Here is a 21,560-nt window from a genome sequence, read left to right as displayed (position 1 = left end):
ACCTCCTAATCAGATAAATCAATTTTTTGTTTAAGACGATTTCATGGTAAAATAAAAAAAAGAAAGTGAGGCGATTTAGATGAAACAACGAATTATTGGCGCTCTGCTGGCGACAGGGCTTTATTTGATCATTGCAAATGTAGGAAATTTCTTTTTCGGGATTAGTCGACGTTTTGATTGGACAACAACGTTATGGGAAGCAGCTTTTTTCTTTGTATTCATCTTTCTTTTATTAGGCTATCGCAATAATCGTAAATGATCTGCTTTCATTCAATTGATCCATTTCTTCATATAAAAGATATGATATACTTTTTACATTATTATAGTTGAGAGGAGTTGAATTTATTTATGCTTAAAAACTTATCGATCAAAAAATTAAGTATCATTACGATTTTACTTTATTTACTGGTCTTTTTTTCACCTTATGTCTTTGCACCCTTTTCTTCAGATCTAGTGATCATCGGGACAACTGTTACTTATATTCTTGGCGCAGTAGTGATGATTTGGTTGTATTTCAAGAATCGAAAAACAGCTGCTACGATTACTGAAAACGAAGCAAAATTGACCTCTCCTGTGTTCACTTTGCTTTTAGGGATCAGCGGGATTTTTCTTGCGATGATCATTCAAGCGATTGTTTTCAGCATTGAAACAGCAATCACAGGTGAACAACCGAGCTCACAAAATACTCAAAATATCATTGCTATTATTTTGGCTAACCCGCTATTTATATTAGCTACGACCATTGGCGGTCCTATTATGGAAGAATTTGTTTTCCGCCGTTCTATGATCGGTCTTGCAGAAAGTTATACAGGCTTTTGGATAGCTGCAGCGATCAGTTCAGCATTGTTCTCGATCGTGCATCAAGATGGTCATTTCTTTGTTTACTTTTTCATGGGATTCTTTTTTGCCATTTTATATAAAATGACTGGAAAGATTTGGACATCGATCCTTGCCCATTGCGGAATGAACACACTAGTTGTAGTCGCTCAATTGATTCTACATTATGCAAATATTGAACTACCTAAATAAAAAATACCTAAGGTTCCGTATCACATCGTGTATACAGCCTTAGGTATTTTATTCTTCTATTCTTCTATCTCTGTATCGATCAATTCATTGTCATGATGCAAGAAGTAAATCAACGTTTGTAGTTCATTCGTCAAATCAACATTTTGAATCAACACATCAGATGGTGCTACTAAACGAGCTGCAGTAAAGTTCAGGATTCCTTTGACTCCTGCATCTGCTAATTGGTTAACAACTTCCTGCGCTTTTCGAGCAGGCAAAGTCAAAATAGCGACTTCGATTTGTTGAACACGAATCTGCTCCATCATATCACTCATCGGATAAACAGGAATACCGTCAACGATACGTCCAACAATGTTTTCATTAACATCAAATGCGCAACTTACACGAATACTATTGCTTTGATGGAATTTATACTTAAGTAATGCACTACCTAAATTACCAACACCGATCAAAGCGACATTAGTAAGTTCATCATCATTCAATGTTTTAGCGAAGAAATTCATTAAATTCTCCACATCATACCCGTAGCCACGCTTGCCTAATTCACCGAAATAAGAAAAATCGCGACGAATCGTTGCGCTATCTACTTGAACCGCTTCACTCAATTCTGTTGAAGAAACTTTGTTTTTGCCTGCATCATGCAGGATTCTCAAATAACGATAATATAGGGGAAGGCGTCGTGCCGTTGCTTTTGGAATAATTTGGTCTTTCACAATTGTACCTCCAATATTCTAAATATAGACAAACATCCATCTCTCATAATAGCAGTTATTCTCATCAAAAAGCAATCTTACAGCTCACGAAAAAAGAATTTCTTCAATCTTTTCTAATTTCCCAAGATGACTTTTGTTGAACAGTCGGCAGTATAGGTGCTATTTTACCTTAAACTATGCTACACTAAAGACATTCAAATAGAAATGAGGATGCCCCATGATTTTACTCCAAGCAAATCAAATCGCCCGTTATTTTGGCGCGGAAACTTTGTTTGAAAATATACAAATGGAAATCAGCACGAATAGCCGAATCGCATTAGTCGGCCGCAATGGTGCTGGAAAATCAACATTATTAAAAATAATCGCTGGAATCGACGCTCCTGATGCAGGGACGATCGCTAAAAATAAAACGGCCAGTCTTGGCTACCTTGCTCAAGACACTGGTTTAACCTCTGATAAAACAGTTTGGGCTGAAATGCTAGAAGCATTTTCTGCTGTTATCACAATGGAAAAACGTATGCGGGAATTGGAGCTGATCATCAGTGAACTTTTACCGGATGCTGTCAATTATGAATCTGTAATGAAAGAATATGATCGCCTACAACACGACTTTGCTGAACAAAATGGATATGGCTACGAGAATGAAATCCGCTCTGTTTTGCATGGATTCGGCTTTCAGGAGGATTTCTATGAAAAACCCATCAGCACTTTATCTGGAGGACAAAAAACACGTTTAGCTTTAGCCCGAATGTTACTACAAAAACCAGATATTTTAATTTTGGATGAACCAACGAACCATTTAGATATCGATACTCTCTCTTGGCTGGAAAATTATCTGCCAAGCTATTCAGGCGCTCTTTTGATCGTTTCTCATGACCGTTATTTTCTTGATAAAGTCGTCAACGAAGTCTATGAAATCAGCCGTCATAAAATGCGCTATTATAAAGGTAACTATTCCAAGTATTTAGATTTAAAAGCCGAACAACTAACAAGTGAATGGAAAGCCTACGAGAAGCAACAAGCTGAAATAAACAAACTGGAAGATTTTGTCGCACGCAACTTGGTCAGAGCCTCTACAACGAAACGGGCACAAAGCCGTCGAAAAACCTTAGAAAAAATGGAACGGTTAGATCGACCTCAAGGCGATGAAAAATCAGCTAATTTTCTTTTTGATATAGAAAAAGTATCAGGAAATGTCGTGCTTCAGGTTGAAGAAGCAGCAATCGGTTATGACTCACGAATTTTATCTGAACCAGTTTCGCTGGATGTCCGCCGCCAAGAAGCCATTGCTTTAGTCGGACCAAATGGTATTGGAAAATCAACGTTACTAAAATCGATCATCGGTCATATCCCATTCATTAAAGGCGAAGCAACACTGGGAACCAATGTACAAATCGGCTATTATGATCAAGAACAAGCTGAACTGCATGGAACAAAAACGGTTTTGGCAGAACTTTGGGACGAACATCCTACCACTCCAGAAAAAGAAATCAGAAGTGTTTTAGGCAGCTTCTTGTTCAGTGGCAACGACGTTGAAAAAACGATCCCGCTATTAAGCGGTGGTGAAAAAGCTCGCGTTGCTTTAGCTAAATTATCGATGAACAAAGAAAACTTTTTGATTCTCGATGAACCGACCAACCATTTAGATATTGATAATAAAGAAGTTCTTGAAAATGCTTTGATTGATTATGAAGGAACGCTTTTATTCGTTTCCCATGACCGTTATTTCATCAATCGAATTGCTACAAAAGTCATCGAACTTTCTGAAAACGGCAGTAAGCTTTACTTGGGCGATTATGATTACTACGTAGAAAAGAAAAAAGAAGAAGAAGAATTAGCCGAACTATTAGGTGAACAAGCAACTAAACCGATCGAAACAGTCAAACCTAAAAATGATTTTTATCAAAATAAAGAACAGCAAAAACTTCTGCGCAACTTAAAACGAAAAATCACTCAAATCGAGGAAACACTCACCTCATTAGAAACATCTATCAACGAACTGGAGCAATCAATGAACGATCCAGCTCTTGTTGATGACCATGTAAAACTGATGGCACTAAATGACGAGTTGGAAACTCAGCGTACACAGCAAGAAACATTACTGAATGACTGGGAAAACCTCAGTTTAGAGCTAGAAGAATTCGAAGAAATGAACGAATGAAAGGTAGATGAGTATGGTTTCCAAACGTATGAATGTCACAAAACCTAAATACCAGCAGATCGCTGTTGATGTAGCCGCACAAATTGCTGAACAAAGGCTGTCAGTTGGCGATAAACTTCACGCTCGTTCTACCCTTGCAAACAAATATAGCGTGTCTCCTGAAACTGCTCGAAAAGCGATCAGTGTTTTAGTTGATTTAGAAATCGTCAAAGCAAAACATGGCAGTGGTTTTTATGTTCATTCAATAGAAAAAGCCAAAGTCTTCGTTGAACAGTATCAAGATGTTCAATCGATCCACAATCTGAAAGAAGATTTGATAAATAGTGTACAAAAACAAAAAGAAGAACTGAGCTATTTTTCTGAAATTTTGGATAAACTAGTTGATCAAACTAAACGTTTTGACTCCTTCAATCCTTTAAACCCTGTTACCTTTACATTAACAGAAGAAGCAATGCATCTTGATATGACCATCAGTGAATTAAATTTATGGCAAAGTACTTCGGCTACGGTTATTGCCATCAAACACGGCGAAGAGCTACTTGTCTCCCCTGGCCCCTATGCGAAATTAGAAGCAGGAGACACGATTTACTTTGTCGGACATGAGTCCACATTGCAGCGTGTCCAAAATTTCTTTTATCCGAATTTATGACTTCTAGAGTTTTCATCAAATTTTAAAAGACCATGTACGACCTTTTCTGGTTTAGTACATGGTCTCTTTCTGTTTTCTCATTAGAATTATCAGCGATTTGACAAAGTGACTACACGATGTTAACCTAAAATGGTCACTTTTTTTCAGAAAAGAAATGCTTTTCTTTTCATGAATGAATAAAAAATAGAAGATAAATGATGGATAACCATCTATGTATATCCTAATTATTATCTAGCTGCACAAATCAATCCTTAGGAAAATAGATAAATTGTCTATGAGGTAGAAAGCACCTCATAGCTAATTTCCTAATTTTCTACAGGATTAAGCGATTTGTTCTGCATCTATTGTTATCCAGCTGTATGAGCCAGTCTCTCGAGAAAAAGATAAAACCTGAATGAGGCAAAGAGCGCCTCAGTCATGTTTTCCTATTTTCTAGTCGAGACTAGACGGGCTCATTCCGCTTTTAATTTAAGGAGGAATTTTGTTTTGCCCAAGGTAAAAGTGTCACATTTAACAAAAATATTTGGTAAAAAGTCCAAGCAAGCATTGGATATGATCAAGGAGAATAAGTCAAAAACAGAAATTTTGAAAAAGACAGGTGCGACCGTTGGGGTGTACGATGTCAATTTTGAAGTGGAAGAAGGAGAAATTTTTGTGATCATGGGACTTTCCGGCAGTGGAAAATCTACGTTGATTCGATTATTGAATCGTTTGATCGAGCCAACTTCTGGTAATATCTTTATCGATGATCAAGATATCGCGAAATTAGACAAAGAAGATTTAAGAGAAGTTCGTCGAAATAAAATGAGCATGGTCTTTCAAAACTTTGGTCTCTTCCCTCACCGCACGATTCTAGAAAACACAGAATATGGTCTAGAAGTTCGTGGTGTTCCTAAAGAAGAACGCACAGCCAAAGCTGAAAAAGCGTTGGAAAATTCTAGTTTGTTAGCCTTTAAAGATCAATACCCTAACCAATTATCTGGCGGGATGCAGCAGCGGGTCGGTTTAGCTAGAGCCTTAGCCAATGATCCAGAAATCCTATTGATGGATGAAGCATTTTCAGCTCTCGATCCATTGATCCGTCGTGAAATGCAAGATGAGCTAGTTGATCTACAAGAAAATGTGAAGAAAACGATTATTTTCATTACTCATGATTTAAATGAGGCTTTACGTATTGGTGACCGAATTGCTTTGATGAAAGATGGACAAATCATGCAAATTGGTACTGGAGAGGAAATTTTAACCAATCCAGCCAATGATTACGTTCGTACATTTGTTGAAGATGTCGATCGTTCAAAAGTTTTGACCGCACAAAATATCATGGTACCAGCTCTTACAACAAATATCGCAATCGATGGACCAACAGTGGCTTTGACTCGGATGCGTCAAGAGGAAGTCAGTATGCTGATGGCCGTAGATAAAAAACGTCAATTAAAAGGCGTCGTTCGTGCAGAGCGTGCCTTAGAAGCAAGAAAAGCTGGGCTTCCATTGACTGATTTCGTTGATACGGATATCACAACCATCGATAAAGATATGTTAGTCAATGATATCTTACCGATCATCTATGACTCCCCTACTCCAGTTGCAGTAACTGATAATAATAAATTGCTAGGTGTTGTTATTCGAGGCAGCGTTCTTGAAGCACTGGCAGAAACTGAGGTGACCATCAATGAGTAATTATCAATTACCCGTAGCTGACTGGGTCGAAACGATCACTGAATGGATGACAAATACCTTTTCTGGATTATTTAGCTTTTTCCAATCCACAGGACAAAGTTTGATGGATGCTGTCACATCCCTTCTTGTAGCAATACCACCGCTACTTTTTATTGCAGTCCTAACGATTATAGCCTTTCTTATTTCTAATAAAAAAATTGGATTAAGTCTTTTTACGCTGATCGGTCTACTATTCATTTATAATCAAAATTTGTGGAATGATCTTATGAGCACGTTGACATTAGTATTACTTTCTAGTATTGTTTCGATCATCATTGGTGTACCTCTGGGGATCTTAATGGCCAAAAGTAATAAAGCGCAAAGCGTGATTACACCTATTTTGGATTTCATGCAAACAATGCCTGGATTCGTCTATTTGATTCCAGCTGTTGCTTTCTTTGGAATCGGAATGGTGCCCGGAGTATTTGCTTCTGTCATTTTTGCTTTGCCGCCAACTGTTCGTTTTACGAACCTTGGTATTCGCCAAGTACCGAAAGAATTAGTTGAAGCTTCTGATTCATTTGGTAGTACAGGCTGGCAAAAACTATTCAAATTAGAATTACCATTAGCTAAAAGTACCATTATGGCTGGTGTCAACCAAACAACGATGCTAGCATTATCAATGGTCGTGATTGCTTCAATGATCGGAGCGCCTGGTTTAGGTCGTGGAGTTTTATCTGCACTGCAAAGAGCGCAAGTCGGAAATGGCTTTGTTAATGGTGTTGCATTAGTTATTTTAGCGATCATCATCGATCGTTTTACTCAAAATTTGAACAAGAAAAAAACAGCACCTACTAAATCAACGGTTACCAAAAAACAAAAAATTGGCGGTATCGTCGCTATTGTTGTTTTACTTATCGGAGCAGTCGCTGTCCCTTCCCTGTTTACCTCAGCGAAGAATGAAGATAAAAAAATTGCATTGTCTTATGTTGAATGGGATACAGAAGTTGCTTCCACTCATGTCATTGGCGAAGTATTAAAAGATGCTGGCTACAACGTTTCATTGACACCTTTAGATAATGCGATCATGTGGGAATCCGTTTCAAAAGGTGAAACGGATGCTATGGTTGCCGCTTGGCTGCCCGGTACTCACGGTGAACAATATAAACAATATAAATCTAAAGTCGATGATTTAGGTGAAAACTTAAAAGGCGCCCAGCTGGGGATCGTTGTTCCAGCCTATATGGATGTTGATTCGATTGAAGATTTAACAGATCAAGCTGGCAAAAAAATCACAGGGATCGAACCTGGAGCAGGAGTTGTTTCTGCAGCTGAAAAAACTCAGAAAGCTTACAGTAATTTAGCTGACTGGACTGTCGAAACCTCTTCATCTGGTGCCATGACTGTTGCCTTAGGTCAAGCAATCAAAAACAAAGAAGAAATTGTTATTACTGGCTGGTCCCCTCATTGGATGTTTGCTAAATATGATTTGAAATATTTAGAAGATCCTAAAGGAACGATGGGAACCGAAGAAACCATTCATACAATGGCTAGAAAAGGCTTAGAAAAAGAAAACCCTGAAGCCTACAATATTTTGAAAAACTTCCATTGGACCAAAGAAGATATGGAATCTGTCATGTTGGCGATCAACAATGGAACTGATCCAGAGCAAGCTGCTCGCGAGTGGGTTGATACCCATTCAGATGAAGTAGCTAATTGGATGAAATAAGGACAACAAAAAAAGCAGCTCGATGAGCTGCTTTTTTTGTGTTCTTTAACATAATCTATTCAGAAATCCTAAATTTCCAATAGCTCTCGCTTATCTATCATCTTAACCACTCTGAATTTTTGCGTTCAAATCAGCATGTTAAAAAATTTTTTAACTTTTCTCTATAATTATTTTTTTGAATCAATTCTTCTAATACAACCTGATCATGGGTATATGTTTTGCCAGAATAGATCATCTCTTCATATAATGAATAAAACGGTAGATTCACCTCTTGTGATCGTTTGATCTCCGTCTCTGTATCATAAGTTACTCTTCTAAAATCCACATTCACAAGACAGCCATCTTCTAACTCTAAAAGTGCATAGTGCGCTCTTCTATCATATTTAAAATTTTTCCAGCTATTAAAAGGTTGTCCGATCGATCCTGGATTTATGATAATTTGGTCTTCGGAACTATATCGTAACGTTTGATGATGTATATGAGCATAGACTGCAATATCACTTTCAGTAGAAAATAATTTATCAAATTCAGATTGTTTAGAACTGGCGTGTAATTGACCGCCATAATTTACCTCCGGCAGATTATGCGTTAAACTAACGGTTAAACCAGCTATTTTCTTTATTTGCTGCATCGGCATGTTCCTAAGGAAATCAATATCTTCTTGATTGAGCTGTGGAAAGATATTGCTAGCTAACATTCCCACATATACATCAGTGGAATCTTTAAGATCGATTTTTTTATCGATCACCTCTAAAAAACAATCATCCCAGTTTCCCTTTATCCAAGCACTTGGAGCAACTTCTCTTAATTTCTTTAAAATCTCTATTCCGCCTGGTCCTGGCAAAAAAAGATCCCCCAATATCCAATAGTCAGCTACTTCTTTACGCTTGCAATCCTCCAAAACTGATTCTAAAGCTGTCAAGTTTCCGTGGATGTCTGCCAATAACGCAATTTTATTTTTCATCACCAATCTCCTTCAAATTTTATTCGAGATAACCAACAACAAGGTACAAAGTATGTCTATATTATATCGATATAATTTCGCATTGGAAATACAAAATAAGCATAACCCCTATTCATTTGTAAAATCGATTAGGCTTAAATGATTCTATTAACTTAATAAGAAGAGTCATTCACGCTAAATAAAAGACCGCTCGGCTGGGTGACCGAGCGGAAAGGAGTTCTTTTTTACTTGAGGAGTAAAAAATGAAAAAGTGTTTTGTTTGGGTTTGTTAATTGGGTATGTCCTTATAATAACCAGAAGATTTGAAGAAAGTGTGCCTAATTTATTTTGATTTTCTATAGAAACATTAAGAAAGAGTTAATATAAAAAACAGTAACACCTACTCTTGATTTTAAAGAGAGCTGTTACTGTTTTGATTTATTTTGGTGTTACATATGCAAGTGTATTGGCTGTGTTTTGATCGATCACTCGGAAAGAAACTACGCCTAAACCAGCGGCGTTCATTTCTGAAATCAGAATAGAACCATCCTCATACACATGCTCAACAAATGCTACATGTCCATAGGTTCCATCTGCTCCAGCTACACCAGGTTGGAAGCTGACAGCTGTACCGGCTTTAGGCTTGTTTGTGACTTCGTAGCCATTAGCCTTACCAGTAGCGCCCCAATCCATTCCGTTGCCCATCGTCGTTTCTACTGAACCATCCAATTGGACGATACGATTATAGACATATTGGGTACAATTCCCCTCTGCATAGGCTTCGGAACCTGGGAAAGTTTCCCCAGTATAATCTTCAAAATCACTATCAGGATGTGTATCTGCAATGATCATTCCAGAAGCTGTTTGAGAAGGCTGAGCTTTGTCATACTCAGTCAAATTATACTCTTCAATGAACGCATTCAATTTTTGATCATAGCTAGTATCTGTCGCATAAACACCTGTCAGAGATTTCGTTGCTTCTTGATATGTTACGGCATTCTTTTTCCAAGTGCCAGAATAAATCTCTGGATTAGAATCAATGCCTTCTTTCATCAATTTAGCATAATCTTCAAAGGATTCTTTATAGCTAGGGTATTGTTTAAATGCAGCATCGATCGTATATAGGTTACCCGAACCGTCATCCTCTTGAGTAGAGAAAACGATACTCTCACCTTTATACTCTCCCTTGATACCAAATAAATTGTGGTAAGGCTGTTGACTTAATTGGCTGCCGCCTGCACCTGTCTCTAAAATTGCTTGAGCAATCATAACAGAAGCATATAAGTCATTTTTTTGTCCAACTGCTCGTGCTTTTTCACCGATACGGCGAATAAAGTTTTCAGTTGGTTCATTTTTCACTACAGAAATTTCTTGATTTGGTTGAACAGTCAATCCATTGTCCGTTACTACGGGTACTTGGTCAACTACTACCTCTTCCTCCGGTGCTGCTGGTACAGCGGGCTCTACTGGCGGCTGTGGCTGCACAGGTTCTGGGCTAACTACAGGCGGCTGTGGTGCCACTGAAGAATCGGTCGTGCCAGTTTCATTCGATTCTGTCGTACTTGTTTCGGTTCCAGATGTTGAAGAATCTGATGTCGATGTGGATGTTTCTTCTGTAGAAGAACTTTCAGTCGTTTCAGTCGTTGAGCTATCCTCAATCGTACCTGATTCTGACTGGCTTAATTCATCCGCATAACTTGCGACTGGAATCAAATTCACACTAAGGAGCGCAACAATCATCTGGAATGATAGGATTTTTCTTTTCATTCACTTTAGTTCCTCTCGTAAACTGCTAAGATTCAGTCCTTCTTTTCGGATAGGATCTGCTCTTACTTTATTCGCTATTACTTTCTTATTTCTTGACGCTTAAATCAGTACCATTTTTGTCAGTAGTTTCAACAAATCAGCCTTTTAGCTGGCTTCTTGCCACATACTTTCATATAGCCACCTACCTTTGTTCTAAAGATCGATTTAAAGCTTCCATAAGTTGAATTTATTTTACCATAAGTATGTGTTAAAATCTCGTACTTGACTCAAAGTTTCGTAAAATTTCTCAAAAAATTCATGATTAATACTAAACATATCATTTTTTACGCTTCTTAATAAAAAACTCATGCATCCTGTTCAAAGGACATATGAGTTTTTTCTTCATAAACTATTAAGAATATTTTTAATAATGTTCTCTTTTGTAAGCCCGTTTTCAACAAGTAGCTTTGATACAGAGTAGCGATCATGAAATAGTTTTTCTAAGCCATAATTTTGAATTTTTAGGTCTTTATTGCCTAGATATCCAGCTACAGTTTGCCCATAACCTCCATCAATCACACCGTCCTCAAGTGTAACCACAAGCTCATGCTTTTCTTCCAATCGATCAAGCAATGCTGTATCAAGACCAGAAATAAATTTAGGGTTGATGATAGTAGCATTGATATTATGTTTTGTTTCCAGGTCAAATGCTATATCTTCCGCTAAAGAATAAAAGTTACCCAGCCCTAAAAGAGCAACTTGAGAACCCTCTTTTGTGACTTGACTTTTGAAATATTGAGTGTAATCCGTTTGATCTTTTATTCCTGTTTCTTTAACAGCTCCAACCGGGACACGGATTGCCACTGGATGGTCTGTTTGCTCAATCGACCAATCCAGCATCGCTAAATATTCTTCTTTCGTTGTTGGTGCTAAATAGATGACGTTTGGAATATGACTTAAAAACGGGATATCAAAAATACCCAGATGGCTTTCATCGTTCATCCCATTTACTGAAGCGCCATACACTAAAATTGTTCCAGGTAAATCATTCAACGCCAGATCATGGGAAATTTGATCGTAGCTTCGTTGCATGAACGTGGAGAATACTGCCCAGATTGGTTTTGCTCCATTTTTGGCAAGTCCAGCTGTCATGGTTGCCGCATGTTCTTCGGCAATGCCAACATCCACAAATTGGTTCCCAACTTTTTCACGCTGTTCTTTACTGAAAAGTATCATCGGAGTCCCTGCATTGACTGCGACAATTTTCGGGTCAGTCTGCATTTTTCCCATTAGAAAATCGGTTGTGATCGAACCATATGTCTCCTCTTGACTTCCAGAGGCAAGGTAGTCACCGGTCGTTAAACTAAATGGACCACCAGCATGGAATTTTTCCCTATTTTCTTCCGCGAACTTAAAGCCTTTTCCTTTGATTGTATGGATATGAAGTAAAACAGGCGTCTTTTTATCTTTAACTGCCTCAAATAGCTCGATCAATGCTGCCACATCGTTTCCTTCCTCAAGGTAATGATACTCGAAGCCAAGAGCTCTAAAGAAATTGTTTTTGGCCTGTCCATTTGTTTCACGCAGTTCCTTTAGATTTCTATAGACGCCGCCAAAATTTTCTGCGATAGATTGATCATTATCATTTACGATCACAATCGTGTTTGTCCCCTGCTCAACAATATTATTCAAGCCTTCATAAGCCAACCCTCCGGAAAGAGAACCATCACCGATCACGGCGATCACATTGTTGGTTTCATTCTTCAAATCACGAGCTTTTGCTACGCCATTCGCTAATGAAAGGGACGTGGAAGTATGTCCAATCGTAAATAAGTCATGTTCGCTTTCTTTCGGGTTTGTATAGCCTGAAACATCATCATAGTGTTCAGGTGAAAGAAATGCTTCTGCCCGTCCTGTCAACATCTTATGAATGTATGTTTGATGCGATACGTCGAAAATAAGCTGATCGACCGGTGAATTAAAAACGTGATGCAAAGCGACCGTCATTTCAACCATGCCAAGATTCGGGCCATTATGCCCGCCATGATAACTGATTTTACCTAATAATACTATTCTGGCTTCATTTGCCAAGGTTTGCAGTTCCTGATGAGACAATTTTTTTAGATCGCTTGGTTGTTGTATGGTTTCTAATAACATAAAACTCCTCCTTTTTCTGAGTTCATTCTACTCCTTAAAGTGAACTTCAGGTCAAGGGATTTTAAAAAAAAGTTTATTATTTCACAAAAGTTCTTCAATTTTTTTCATTGGTTATAGTAAATTATTATCCTTATCTGAAATATATCAATCATTAGAATTACTGTGATGACAATTTTTGATTCAAAGACAGATACAGAAAGCCCTGATAAATGATCAGCTGCTTTTCCATCAACTAAGGATGATACCGTTTATTGCACAGTCTATAACGAGTTTCAATCAAAAACTGAAAATTTTTTACTTATCACTATTTGACATCTTCTCCACTAAATTCCTTATTTTTTCAATAGATAATGTACAAAAGAATATAATTCAAACTCGTAAAAACATAGTGTTTACTCTTTAAAAATCATCAATCTTGAAACTGACGCAAGAACCAAAGAAATTGCGACTCGCTTAGACAGATGGTTTCAAGTACAGGCAATGAGTACAGTGCACCTAAAATAACTTCACAATAACAGACCTATCGTTTTTGTTTCAATTTGACACAAAGCATAGCAAAAAAGGAGCTGGTTTGATTGCAAGCTCCTTTTCATCTATGATCCTGAAAGAAGTAATTTAAATTACTTCTTTAGTACCCTATCATTATACATTTTCAGCAACTTAAAGAGCGTACATACGCATCTACCGCAAATAATGCATCTGTCACATCATCTGCTGAAAAATCAGCTGCCATTTGATGAATTGTTTCCCCTTCTTGAGTAGCTAGTTTTCCAACTTTCAACAATTCTTCATAAGAAATGTTTTCAAGCTTGAGATCGGCTAGCGTTGTAGGTAGATCAAGCGCTTGGTAAAATGAGATAAATTTATCTAGAATTATTTTAGGTCTATTTTCCAAAATCAATTGTGTTAATGTCCCATAGGCAACTTTCTCACCATGAGTTAGGCTGTGAATATCGCCATGTAATGCTGTAAAACCATTATGAATCGCGTGAGCAGCAGCAAGTCCGCAACTTTCGAATCCAATGCCACTCAATAATGTATTTGCTTCAACAACTGCTTCTAAGGCAGGTGTCACTACTTTAGCACGGCAAGCTTGTATAGCTTGTAATCCATTTGAGAATAAAATCTCTTCACATTTAGTAGCAATTGCTTCTGCTGCCAATGTAGGCGCTGCACCACCCATCGTTTTACCATGTGCTTCAATAATTGAGCGTCCTTCAACCCATGTAGCCAGTGCATCAGCAATTCCTGAAGCTAAAAGTCTGCTTGGTGCTTTTGATACAACGGCTGTATCTACCAAGACTAACTCTGGATTTTTTTTATAAAACAGATATCGCTCAAAGACACCTTCATCCGAATAAATGACCGATAAAGCGGATGTAGGAGCGTCTGTAGAAGCAATTGTTGGAACTACAGCAACAGGCAATTCTAGCTTATCACTAATTGCTTTAGCCGCATCAATTGTTTTGCCTCCTCCTAAACCGATAATAAGCTCACAATGATTCGATTTGCCGATCTCGCTCACACGATCGATTTCACTTGTAGATGCTTCACCACCAAAGGCAATACGTGTAACGACCATTCCTTCTTTTTTTAAATTGTTATCAAACTCTTCTCCAACAATTTCCCAAACAATATCATCACAAAGTAAAAGAGCCTTGTTACCTAAATTTTTAATATGTGAAATTCCTGTCACCAATACATTTTTTCCTTGAACATATTTCGATGGGCTTGCAAATATTTTTTCCATACATAAACCTCCTAAAATTATTTAAATGAACTTAAAGTGAAGCAATCGTTGCTTTTTCTCCAAAAGTAGCTTCCCAATCAGCAGTGAAATCCATAACTGCCTTTTCAATCGCTGGCATATCAAATGCTTGTTTAATAATATCAACACCCATCGTTGCAGCTTGCGCGCCGTTTTCAAGTGCTGCATTGACTTGTCCGACATTTTTAAAACTAGCCGCTAAGATTTTTGTTTGGCTATTTGTGCGTGCAATTTCCTGTGCCATTTCATGGATCGCTTCTCTAGGATCAATGTTTAAATTTTCCATTCGATTAAAATATGGAGCAATATAATCTGCTCCTGCTGCAATCGCAAGATAAGCTTGAAATTTAGTATAAATAGCTGTCGCAGTAACATTTACGCCTCTGTGTTTCAATTCTTTGATTGCTTTTAAACCAATTTCACTGACAGGTACTTTGATAAAAACATTTGAATCAATTTTAGCCAAAATCATTTCTGCATCTTTTAGCATTCCTTCATAGCTTGTTGCAACAACTTGAACATGAAGCGATTTTTCCATGCCGATAATGCCACGAATTTTTTTCATGTGTGCAAAGAAATCAATATCTCCTTCCTTTTTAACAATTGTCGGATTGGAAGTCACTCCTGCTAAAGCGATTATTTTTTCATACTGTTTGATCTCTTCAATATTGGCTGTATCTAACATAAATTCCATGGTCTGCACTCCGCTTTCTAGGTTTAAAATGTTCTACTCTTAACAGGTCACTATCTGAGAGGTTTCCCTCTTAGATAAAATTTATTTATAATACATGTTCTGTCCGTTCAATAATATCGTCCTGCGTAGCTTTTGATAGCGCGTTAAAGAAGGCAGAATATCCGGCCACTCGAACGATCAAATCTCGGTGTTTTTCTGGATGTTTTTGAGCATCAATCAAGGTTTCACGAGAAACGACGTTATACTGAATATGATACCCATGCAATTTATTGAAAAACGTACGAAGTAACATAATCAATTTTTGTTTGTCTTCTTCTTTTGCTAACATTTGCGGATTAACTTTTTGGTTTAATAAGACTCCGCCAATAATTTCATCTGTTCTTAGTTTAGAAACAGATTTCAATACCGAAGTCGGTCCATTTTTATCCATATTATGTGATGGTGAGCACCCTTCGGCTAATGGAACCCATGCATTACGTCCATCTGGTGTTGCCATCGTTCCTTTTCCCTGTCCGACATTCGCAGAAATGGATGAGGTCCCTGAATAACGCAATCCACCAATTGGCCCACGCCCGAAACGTGTATTTGGGTATTTTTTAACTTCCTCAATATAGCTGTCATAAGCTTTCGTTACTAATTGGTCTGCGTAATCATCATCATTTCCATATTTCGGTACGTCTTGAAGAATCATCTGCTGGATTTCTTTGCTGCGTTCACTTTCATAATCTGTCATTAGTGCTTCCCAAAGTTCAGCTTGTGTCACTTTTTTTTCTTCAAAAACAAGTTGTTTGATCGCCGCCAACGAATCAGCCAAATTGGCGATCCCAACTTGAAGGCCTGAAATGAAATCATACACGGCTCCACCTTCCTTCAGTGTTTTACCACGTCCAATACAGTCTTCGGTCAGTGCAGAACATAAGATATCTGGCACATCACGTTCAAGCCCTAAATCAATGGCATTTTCTACGATGACACTCATGCGAGTTAATTCACGCACTGTTTTATCCCAGACATCTTGCAGCTCTTCAAAAGAGTGCATGTTTGTGAAATGACCATAACCTTGCACGAAGCGTTTTCCTGAAACTGGATCGATCCCATCGTTCATCGCGATCATTAAAATTTTGGGAAAGTTCATGTAACTCATCCCTGTACAACGATACCCCCATTTACCCGGAACAGCCGTCTCCACACAGCCGATCGCACTATAATTATAAGCATCTTCTTCTGTGACTCCAATTTTAAGAAATGAAGGAATAATGATCTCATCATTATTAAAGGCTGGCATACCAAAACCTAACTTCATCACTTCAATACATTCATTCATAAATTGACTGTCAAGTCCTGAATGATAACGAACACTTAAGTTCGGTTGAGGCAATTTTGTTTGAGCAACGCTACGCAAGACAAGATACGATAGGTCATTGACTGCATCTTTCTTATCTCTAGTTTGTCCACCAATAGTTACATTTTGATACAGAGGGCTTCCTGCACTACTAAAAGTATGAGATTGACTACGAACCTTATTGATCGTCAACGTTTTAATCCAAAGATTAGTTAACAGCTCAACAGCATCATCTTCTGTGATCGTTCCGTTAGCCAAATCATTTTTCAAGTAAGGGTACATATATTGATCAAAGCGACCATAGGACAATGAATGACCATTTGATTCAATTTGCAAAATCAATTGAATAAACCAAACCGACTGAATAGCCTCAATAAAGGTTTCCGCTGGTCGATTGGGCACTTTTTGACAGATACGGCTAATCTCCAACAGTTCCGCTTTTCTTTCAGGGTCAGCTGTTTCAGCCATTTCTTTTGCCAAAGCAGAAAATCGTTCTGCGTATGCTTTAACTGCATCCAAAACAATCAAAATAGCGTTATAAAACTGGTATTTATCAATACTTTCAGGTACTGTTAGATCTAGGTTTGCTTTTTCCTTTAATGTACGCTCCCTGTATCCCTCTAACCCTATTTCTAGTACTTGCTGATAATCTACCGCTAAGTGGGCATCGCCAGAATTCATTTTTCCTTCCATTCCGAAAAATCCAGTTTCCATGAATACAGAAACTTCATCGGGCAGCAAAGCACCTGCTTTTGCTCTTAAATTGTTGTTATCCCAAAAAGAAGCAATCGAACGTAAATCATCTTTTGTTTTTTCAGTGATATAAAACACATCACCGTCGCGTTTTTCGAATAGGTCTAATTCATTTAACACAAACTCTAACGTGTATTCAGGAAAAATAGGCGCATCTTTATTAGAAGCTGCCTGATTACCAACAATCATGGTTTCATCTTCAATGTAAATCGACATTTTTTCTAAAATATTTTTTAACATATAAGCACGTTTCATCACATTGGGTTGATTTTGATGTTCTTTGTATGACTCTGTTACCAACAATGCACGCTCTGCACAAATATACGGTTTTTTATTTAGCACTGACTCACGATATTCGTTCATGCGACTGGTCAACTTTCCAAAATATGGCTGATTTTCAACATTGGCTCTTTCTTTCACTTGGATACTCATGATAACTCCTCCTGTTTTTCATTCGTAACTTTTTCCCTTTCTTACGAAACAATCGTATCATAGTTAAATAATCTGGGTCAACATCTAAACCAGTGAATCAGAAACAAAAAAAATATTGCACAAACGTGCAATATTTAAACAGTGACAATCTCGATATTCTTTTTTCTTAAAAAAGCCAACTCATTTTCTCCTACACATGAATCTGTAAATACTTTACTAACCTCATCAAAACCAAACTCAGAAACTACACCCTTTTGTTTGAACTTACTTGAATCAGTTAACACAATTGTTTGATTCGCAGCTGTGGCTAATGTTCTAGACGTATCACACCGAGTGATATCACTTCCTGTAAACCCGCGTTTTTTATCAAAACCATCAATACCAACAAATAGTTTGTCTACAAAAAATTCACTGATGACTTTCTTTACAAGCGGCCCAACATTTACTTGGGATTCTTTTTGGTACTCGCCACCAATCAAGATGACTTTCACTGATTCAGCTTTCCTAATGTAAGACGCAATAAAACAAGAATTAGTAATAATTGTAATGTCGTTTCGATTAAAGGCTAGTTCCTCTGCTAATAGCGCACAGGTCGAGCCAGATTCAATCATGACAACTTCTCCATCCTTTATGATTTTACTCGCTTCCAGGGCTATTTTTCTTTTCAAATCGTAGTTTTGAGCTAAGCGATAATTAATATCATCCATATTATTGAGCAAGGCATACCCGTGTTGGCGGTGCAAAAGGCCTCTTGCTTCAAGCTTATCTAAGTCTTTCCTGATCGTTACTTTTGAAACATTCAAACGTTCTGAAAGTTCATTGACTTCTATTTTTTTATTTTGACTTACGATTGAAATAATTTCTTCTTCTCTTGACACTAAACTCATCCTCTCTCCTTTTCAGATTACCATATTTTTGTACTTTCAACAATATTCCAAGACTCCACAATCTTCGTACGTAACTATTATTATTTACGAATGTATATATTTCTGTTAAGATAAAGGCGAAATAGAAGAAAGGAGTTTAGTTATGGTAGATACAGCTTGCATCTTTAATATTCAAAAATTCAGCATTCATGATGGTCCAGGAATCCGAACGGTCGTTTTTTTCAAAGGCTGTCCCTTAAATTGTTTTTGATGTTCAAATCCTGAATCACAATATGGAAAACCCGAAAAAATATGGGATACACAAAAAAAGGACTATACAACCGTCGGTGATTACAAATCCCTAGATGAAATTATCATAGAAGTAATGAAAGATGAACCTTTTTATCAAGAGTCGGGTGGCGGCGTAACATTATCTGGTGGAGAGGTACTTTACCAAGCAGAGTTTGCAACAGAATTGCTGCGTCGTTTAAAAGAAAAAGGCATTCATACTGCTAGTGAAACGACAGGATTTGCCAAAGAAGAACTCTTCAAAAAATATATTGAGCAAGTTGATCTGTTATATTTTGATGTCAAACATCATGATGATGAACAACACAAAAAAGGGACGGGTGTTTCCTTAAATCCAATCTTAAATAATTTAGCTTGTGCCTTAAAAGAACATTCTGCCTTAATAGTTAGAGTACCGATCATCCCTAATTTTAATGATGGACCCAAAAATGCAGAAGCATTTGCAAAGCTTTTTAATCAAATGGGTATCACGGAAGTTGAACTATTACCCTTCCATCAATTTGGCGAAAAAAAGTACGCCTTTCTTGATCGTGAGTATAAAATGCAAGACATTCCTCAACTCCATACAGAAGAGCTAGATTACTTTAAAGATATCTTTGACGAACACCAAATTTTGTGCCATGTCCATTAACATAAAAAGCGGATATTTTTATTAACTTTCTATTTCAGCATCTAGACGCAAAAATTGAACCACTAACTGACCATAATTTACTATAAGAAAACGTTAACGATTAGTTTTGCTTTCACAGCAATTTTCTAATCGTTAACAAGCAGTATCATTTAAAGGTATAATCATTATCCAGATGCAGAATACTTATAATCGTTTCACGGTCACTAACAATACAATTTACATATTTTTTTCGTATCATAGCTAGAAGTGCTTGAACCTTTTGATCTCCTCTTGCAATAGCAATAGATTTAGGCACCTCAGCTATTTTTTCCAATGAAAGTCCAATTGTACGACGTTGAAGTTCATTGTAAATGGGTGTACCTTCTCTATCAAAAAAGCGACAACAACATTCTCCAACAGCATGTTCCTTCTCTAACATTTGATAATCTTTTGTAGTCAATAAATCGCGCCACTGACTATCACTTTCATCTAAATTGCCACCTACGCCAACTATGGCCACATCTAAATGCTCCCAGTAACCTAAGACATCTTTAAAAATGTTTGATTGGAGTATACCTTGTGTTACCTTTTCATTTTCTTGAACGACTGTCGCATTCACAAACGAACTTTTTCCGTGACATTTTCTTGCTATTTCATAAACCAAAGTATTTACATGATACTTTGAATTGATGTGGCTAGGACCACCAGCTAATGGACAAAAAAGTGTATTCTCTGCATAACGATTTTCTAACTTTTCAATCATTTTACTTAAAGTAGATCCCCATGAAATCCCAATTATTTGATTATCCGCAATAAAGTTTCCTACAAAGTTTGCCGCTGCATGTGCCAGAGCGTCATTTTTTTCACTTTCAGAATCAGTAGAATTACTTGTAGAAATATCCACTTGATGCAGATTGTATTTCTTTTTGAAATATTCTTCTAATGCAAAAAGCTCTGTATCAAACCCAATAATATCTATTTTTACAATTCCTTCTTTTTTTGCTTGTGCTAGCATTCGACTGATCGTTGTTCGATAAATATTCAACATTTTTGATATTTCAGCTTGTGTCCTATTCTCCACATAGTAAAGATACGCAATTTTGGCTAATAATTTTCTTTTTTTTTATTCATAGTCTTCTCCTAAAAGTAGATGATCTGTTCATTCTCATAATTTATTTTAGCACTTCGACAACTAATAAGAAACTAAAAGAACATTCTTACGAAAACAAAATATCTTCGTAAGAAAATGTTCTGAAAAATAATAGCTACATATATATTATATAAAGAACGAAGCTCTTCAATATAAAGCTATAATCAACATTATAAAAGAAGCTAGTAATTAAGACGTTTCTTTGGAAAGATGATTCTCGCTTTTCCAACGAAGGAATAACTCAAATTTTTTTCAGTGCAAGATTTACAAAAAAGACTCTACAAGTTAGATTTCTAGTCTCACCTATAGCGGTCTTTCTAGTCTAAAAAAGTAAAGCGTTACTTTTGTTCAAAGGATTAAATACTTTCTTTCTGCTTAACTGCAATCCAAATCTCAGGCCCTTTTTCTGTTTCTCCATTTGAGTACACCTCTAGTTGGTATTCAGCCGGCTCATATATAGATGTGGGGAAAAAATCAGAATATATCTTAGTCCAAAGCTCCTGACTAATCACATCTTCATTACCAACATCAGAGCAATCAAACTTGATCCATAAGCTCGAAGGAAGTCTTTTTGTGATAAAGCCTCTGGGAATTGTCTTACCACAAAAAGGTGTAGCAATGTAATAGAGGTAACTATCACCATCATATGATGAGCCATCAGCAATGCCAAAATATTCTTTATTAATGGACGTTGAATGATTTAGTAAGACCTTTAGTGTACCGTCTTTCTCACACCGTTCCCAAAATTTATCCACCTTTACATTATTAACATGTTGTCTTTCAACTTTTCCAACTAAATTTAATTCATCCATTTTTTCAATTTTATAGTCCAACCTACTTTCACTCCTTTTCA

16 protein-coding genes and 1 pseudogene are annotated in these 21,560 nt (G+C 37.1%); 7 read left to right on the top strand and 10 right to left on the bottom strand.

Features of this window, described 5'->3' with window-relative positions; genetic code table 11:
• Positions 1 to 79 precede the first annotated feature (79 nt).
• Both CC204_RS01010 and CC204_RS01005 read left to right on the top strand, forming a co-directional pair.
• Positions 80 to 259, top strand: a complete 180-nt coding sequence (locus CC204_RS01010; protein WP_087639710.1) for a hypothetical protein — start codon at positions 80 to 82, stop codon at positions 257 to 259.
• An 89-nt stretch (positions 260 to 348) separates the two neighbouring features.
• Positions 349 to 1,029, top strand: coding sequence for a CPBP family intramembrane glutamic endopeptidase (locus CC204_RS01005; protein ID WP_088268405.1), 681 nt, complete (start codon positions 349 to 351; stop codon positions 1,027 to 1,029).
• Positions 1,030 to 1,085: 56 nt separating this feature from the next.
• On the opposite strand, the gene CC204_RS01000 is transcribed toward CC204_RS01005, so the two are convergent.
• Positions 1,086 to 1,742 (bottom strand): redox-sensing transcriptional repressor Rex, encoded by a 657-nt coding sequence (locus CC204_RS01000; RefSeq protein ID WP_088268404.1) that lies wholly within the window; start codon positions 1,740 to 1,742, stop codon positions 1,086 to 1,088.
• Positions 1,743 to 1,959: 217 nt separating this feature from the next.
• On the opposite strand from CC204_RS01000, the gene CC204_RS00995 reads away from it, so the two are divergent.
• The 4 genes from CC204_RS00995 to CC204_RS00980 all read left to right on the top strand — a co-directional run bounded on the left by CC204_RS00995 (position 1,960) and on the right by CC204_RS00980 (position 7,937).
• Positions 1,960 to 3,903 carry an ABC-F family ATP-binding cassette domain-containing protein gene (locus CC204_RS00995; RefSeq protein ID WP_088268403.1) on the top strand — a complete coding sequence of 648 codons (1,944 nt, stop codon included), beginning with the start codon at positions 1,960 to 1,962 and terminating at the stop codon, positions 3,901 to 3,903.
• Between the two features lie 13 nt (positions 3,904 to 3,916).
• Positions 3,917 to 4,552: a GntR family transcriptional regulator gene (locus CC204_RS00990; protein WP_088268402.1), complete on the top strand. Its 636-nt coding sequence runs from the start codon at positions 3,917 to 3,919 to the stop codon at positions 4,550 to 4,552.
• A 486-nt stretch (positions 4,553 to 5,038) separates the two neighbouring features.
• Positions 5,039 to 6,229 (top strand): quaternary amine ABC transporter ATP-binding protein, encoded by a 1,191-nt coding sequence (locus tag CC204_RS00985; RefSeq protein WP_162288310.1) that lies wholly within the window; start codon positions 5,039 to 5,041, stop codon positions 6,227 to 6,229.
• A complete protein-coding gene (locus CC204_RS00980) occupies positions 6,222 to 7,937 on the top strand; it encodes an ABC transporter permease/substrate binding protein (RefSeq protein ID WP_088268400.1) in 1,716 nt (571 codons plus the stop codon). Before CC204_RS00985 ends, CC204_RS00980 begins: the two co-directional genes overlap by 8 nt.
• Positions 7,938 to 8,067: 130 nt before the next feature.
• Here CC204_RS00980 and CC204_RS00975 read toward each other — a convergent pair whose 3' ends face one another.
• From CC204_RS00975 to CC204_RS00945, 7 genes are all read right to left on the bottom strand, one after another.
• Entirely contained in the window at positions 8,068 to 8,901 is an 834-nt protein-coding gene (locus tag CC204_RS00975; RefSeq protein ID WP_088268399.1) for a metallophosphoesterase family protein, read from the bottom strand.
• Between the two features lie 417 nt (positions 8,902 to 9,318).
• Positions 9,319 to 10,647 carry a glucosaminidase domain-containing protein gene (locus tag CC204_RS00970; RefSeq protein ID WP_088268398.1) on the bottom strand — a complete coding sequence of 443 codons (1,329 nt, stop codon included), beginning with the start codon at positions 10,645 to 10,647 and terminating at the stop codon, positions 9,319 to 9,321.
• Between the two features lie 381 nt (positions 10,648 to 11,028).
• Positions 11,029 to 12,783: a 1-deoxy-D-xylulose-5-phosphate synthase gene (locus tag CC204_RS00965; protein WP_088268397.1), complete on the bottom strand. Its 1,755-nt coding sequence runs from the start codon at positions 12,781 to 12,783 to the stop codon at positions 11,029 to 11,031.
• A gap of 652 nt (positions 12,784 to 13,435) precedes the next feature.
• Positions 13,436 to 14,533, bottom strand: a complete 1,098-nt coding sequence (locus CC204_RS00960; protein ID WP_088268396.1) for a glycerol dehydrogenase — start codon at positions 14,531 to 14,533, stop codon at positions 13,436 to 13,438.
• Between the two features lie 31 nt (positions 14,534 to 14,564).
• Positions 14,565 to 15,245, bottom strand: a complete 681-nt coding sequence (locus CC204_RS00955) for a fructose-6-phosphate aldolase (protein ID WP_088268395.1) — start codon at positions 15,243 to 15,245, stop codon at positions 14,565 to 14,567.
• Between the two features lie 85 nt (positions 15,246 to 15,330).
• The gene (locus tag CC204_RS00950) at positions 15,331 to 17,772 is read right to left on the bottom strand and encodes a glycyl radical protein (RefSeq protein ID WP_088268394.1); all 2,442 of its coding nucleotides are present in this window, start codon (positions 17,770 to 17,772) and stop codon (positions 15,331 to 15,333) included.
• A 134-nt stretch (positions 17,773 to 17,906) separates the two neighbouring features.
• Positions 17,907 to 18,650: a DeoR/GlpR family DNA-binding transcription regulator gene (locus CC204_RS00945; RefSeq protein WP_088271621.1), complete on the bottom strand. Its 744-nt coding sequence runs from the start codon at positions 18,648 to 18,650 to the stop codon at positions 17,907 to 17,909.
• Positions 18,651 to 18,801: 151 nt separating this feature from the next.
• On the opposite strand from CC204_RS00945, the pseudogene CC204_RS00940 reads away from it, so the two are divergent.
• Positions 18,802 to 19,578 (top strand): annotated as a pseudogene (locus CC204_RS00940) (glycyl-radical enzyme activating protein).
• A 145-nt stretch (positions 19,579 to 19,723) separates the two neighbouring features.
• On the opposite strand, the gene CC204_RS00935 reads toward CC204_RS00940, so the two are convergent.
• Positions 19,724 to 20,572: a sugar-binding transcriptional regulator gene (locus CC204_RS00935; RefSeq protein ID WP_373285285.1), complete on the bottom strand. Its 849-nt coding sequence runs from the start codon at positions 20,570 to 20,572 to the stop codon at positions 19,724 to 19,726.
• Positions 20,573 to 21,063: 491 nt separating this feature from the next.
• Positions 21,064 to 21,540, bottom strand: a complete 477-nt coding sequence (locus CC204_RS00930) for a GyrI-like domain-containing protein (protein ID WP_088268392.1) — start codon at positions 21,538 to 21,540, stop codon at positions 21,064 to 21,066.
• Between the last annotated feature and the right edge of the window lie 20 nt (positions 21,541 to 21,560).

Source organism: Enterococcus wangshanyuanii (genome assembly GCF_002197645.1).
In the GTDB taxonomy this organism is placed as follows: Bacteria; Bacillota; Bacilli; order Lactobacillales; family Enterococcaceae; genus Enterococcus_L; species Enterococcus_L wangshanyuanii.
The sequence above is the reverse complement of the archived record's forward strand: the minus strand, read 5'-3'. Positions and strand labels throughout refer to the sequence as shown.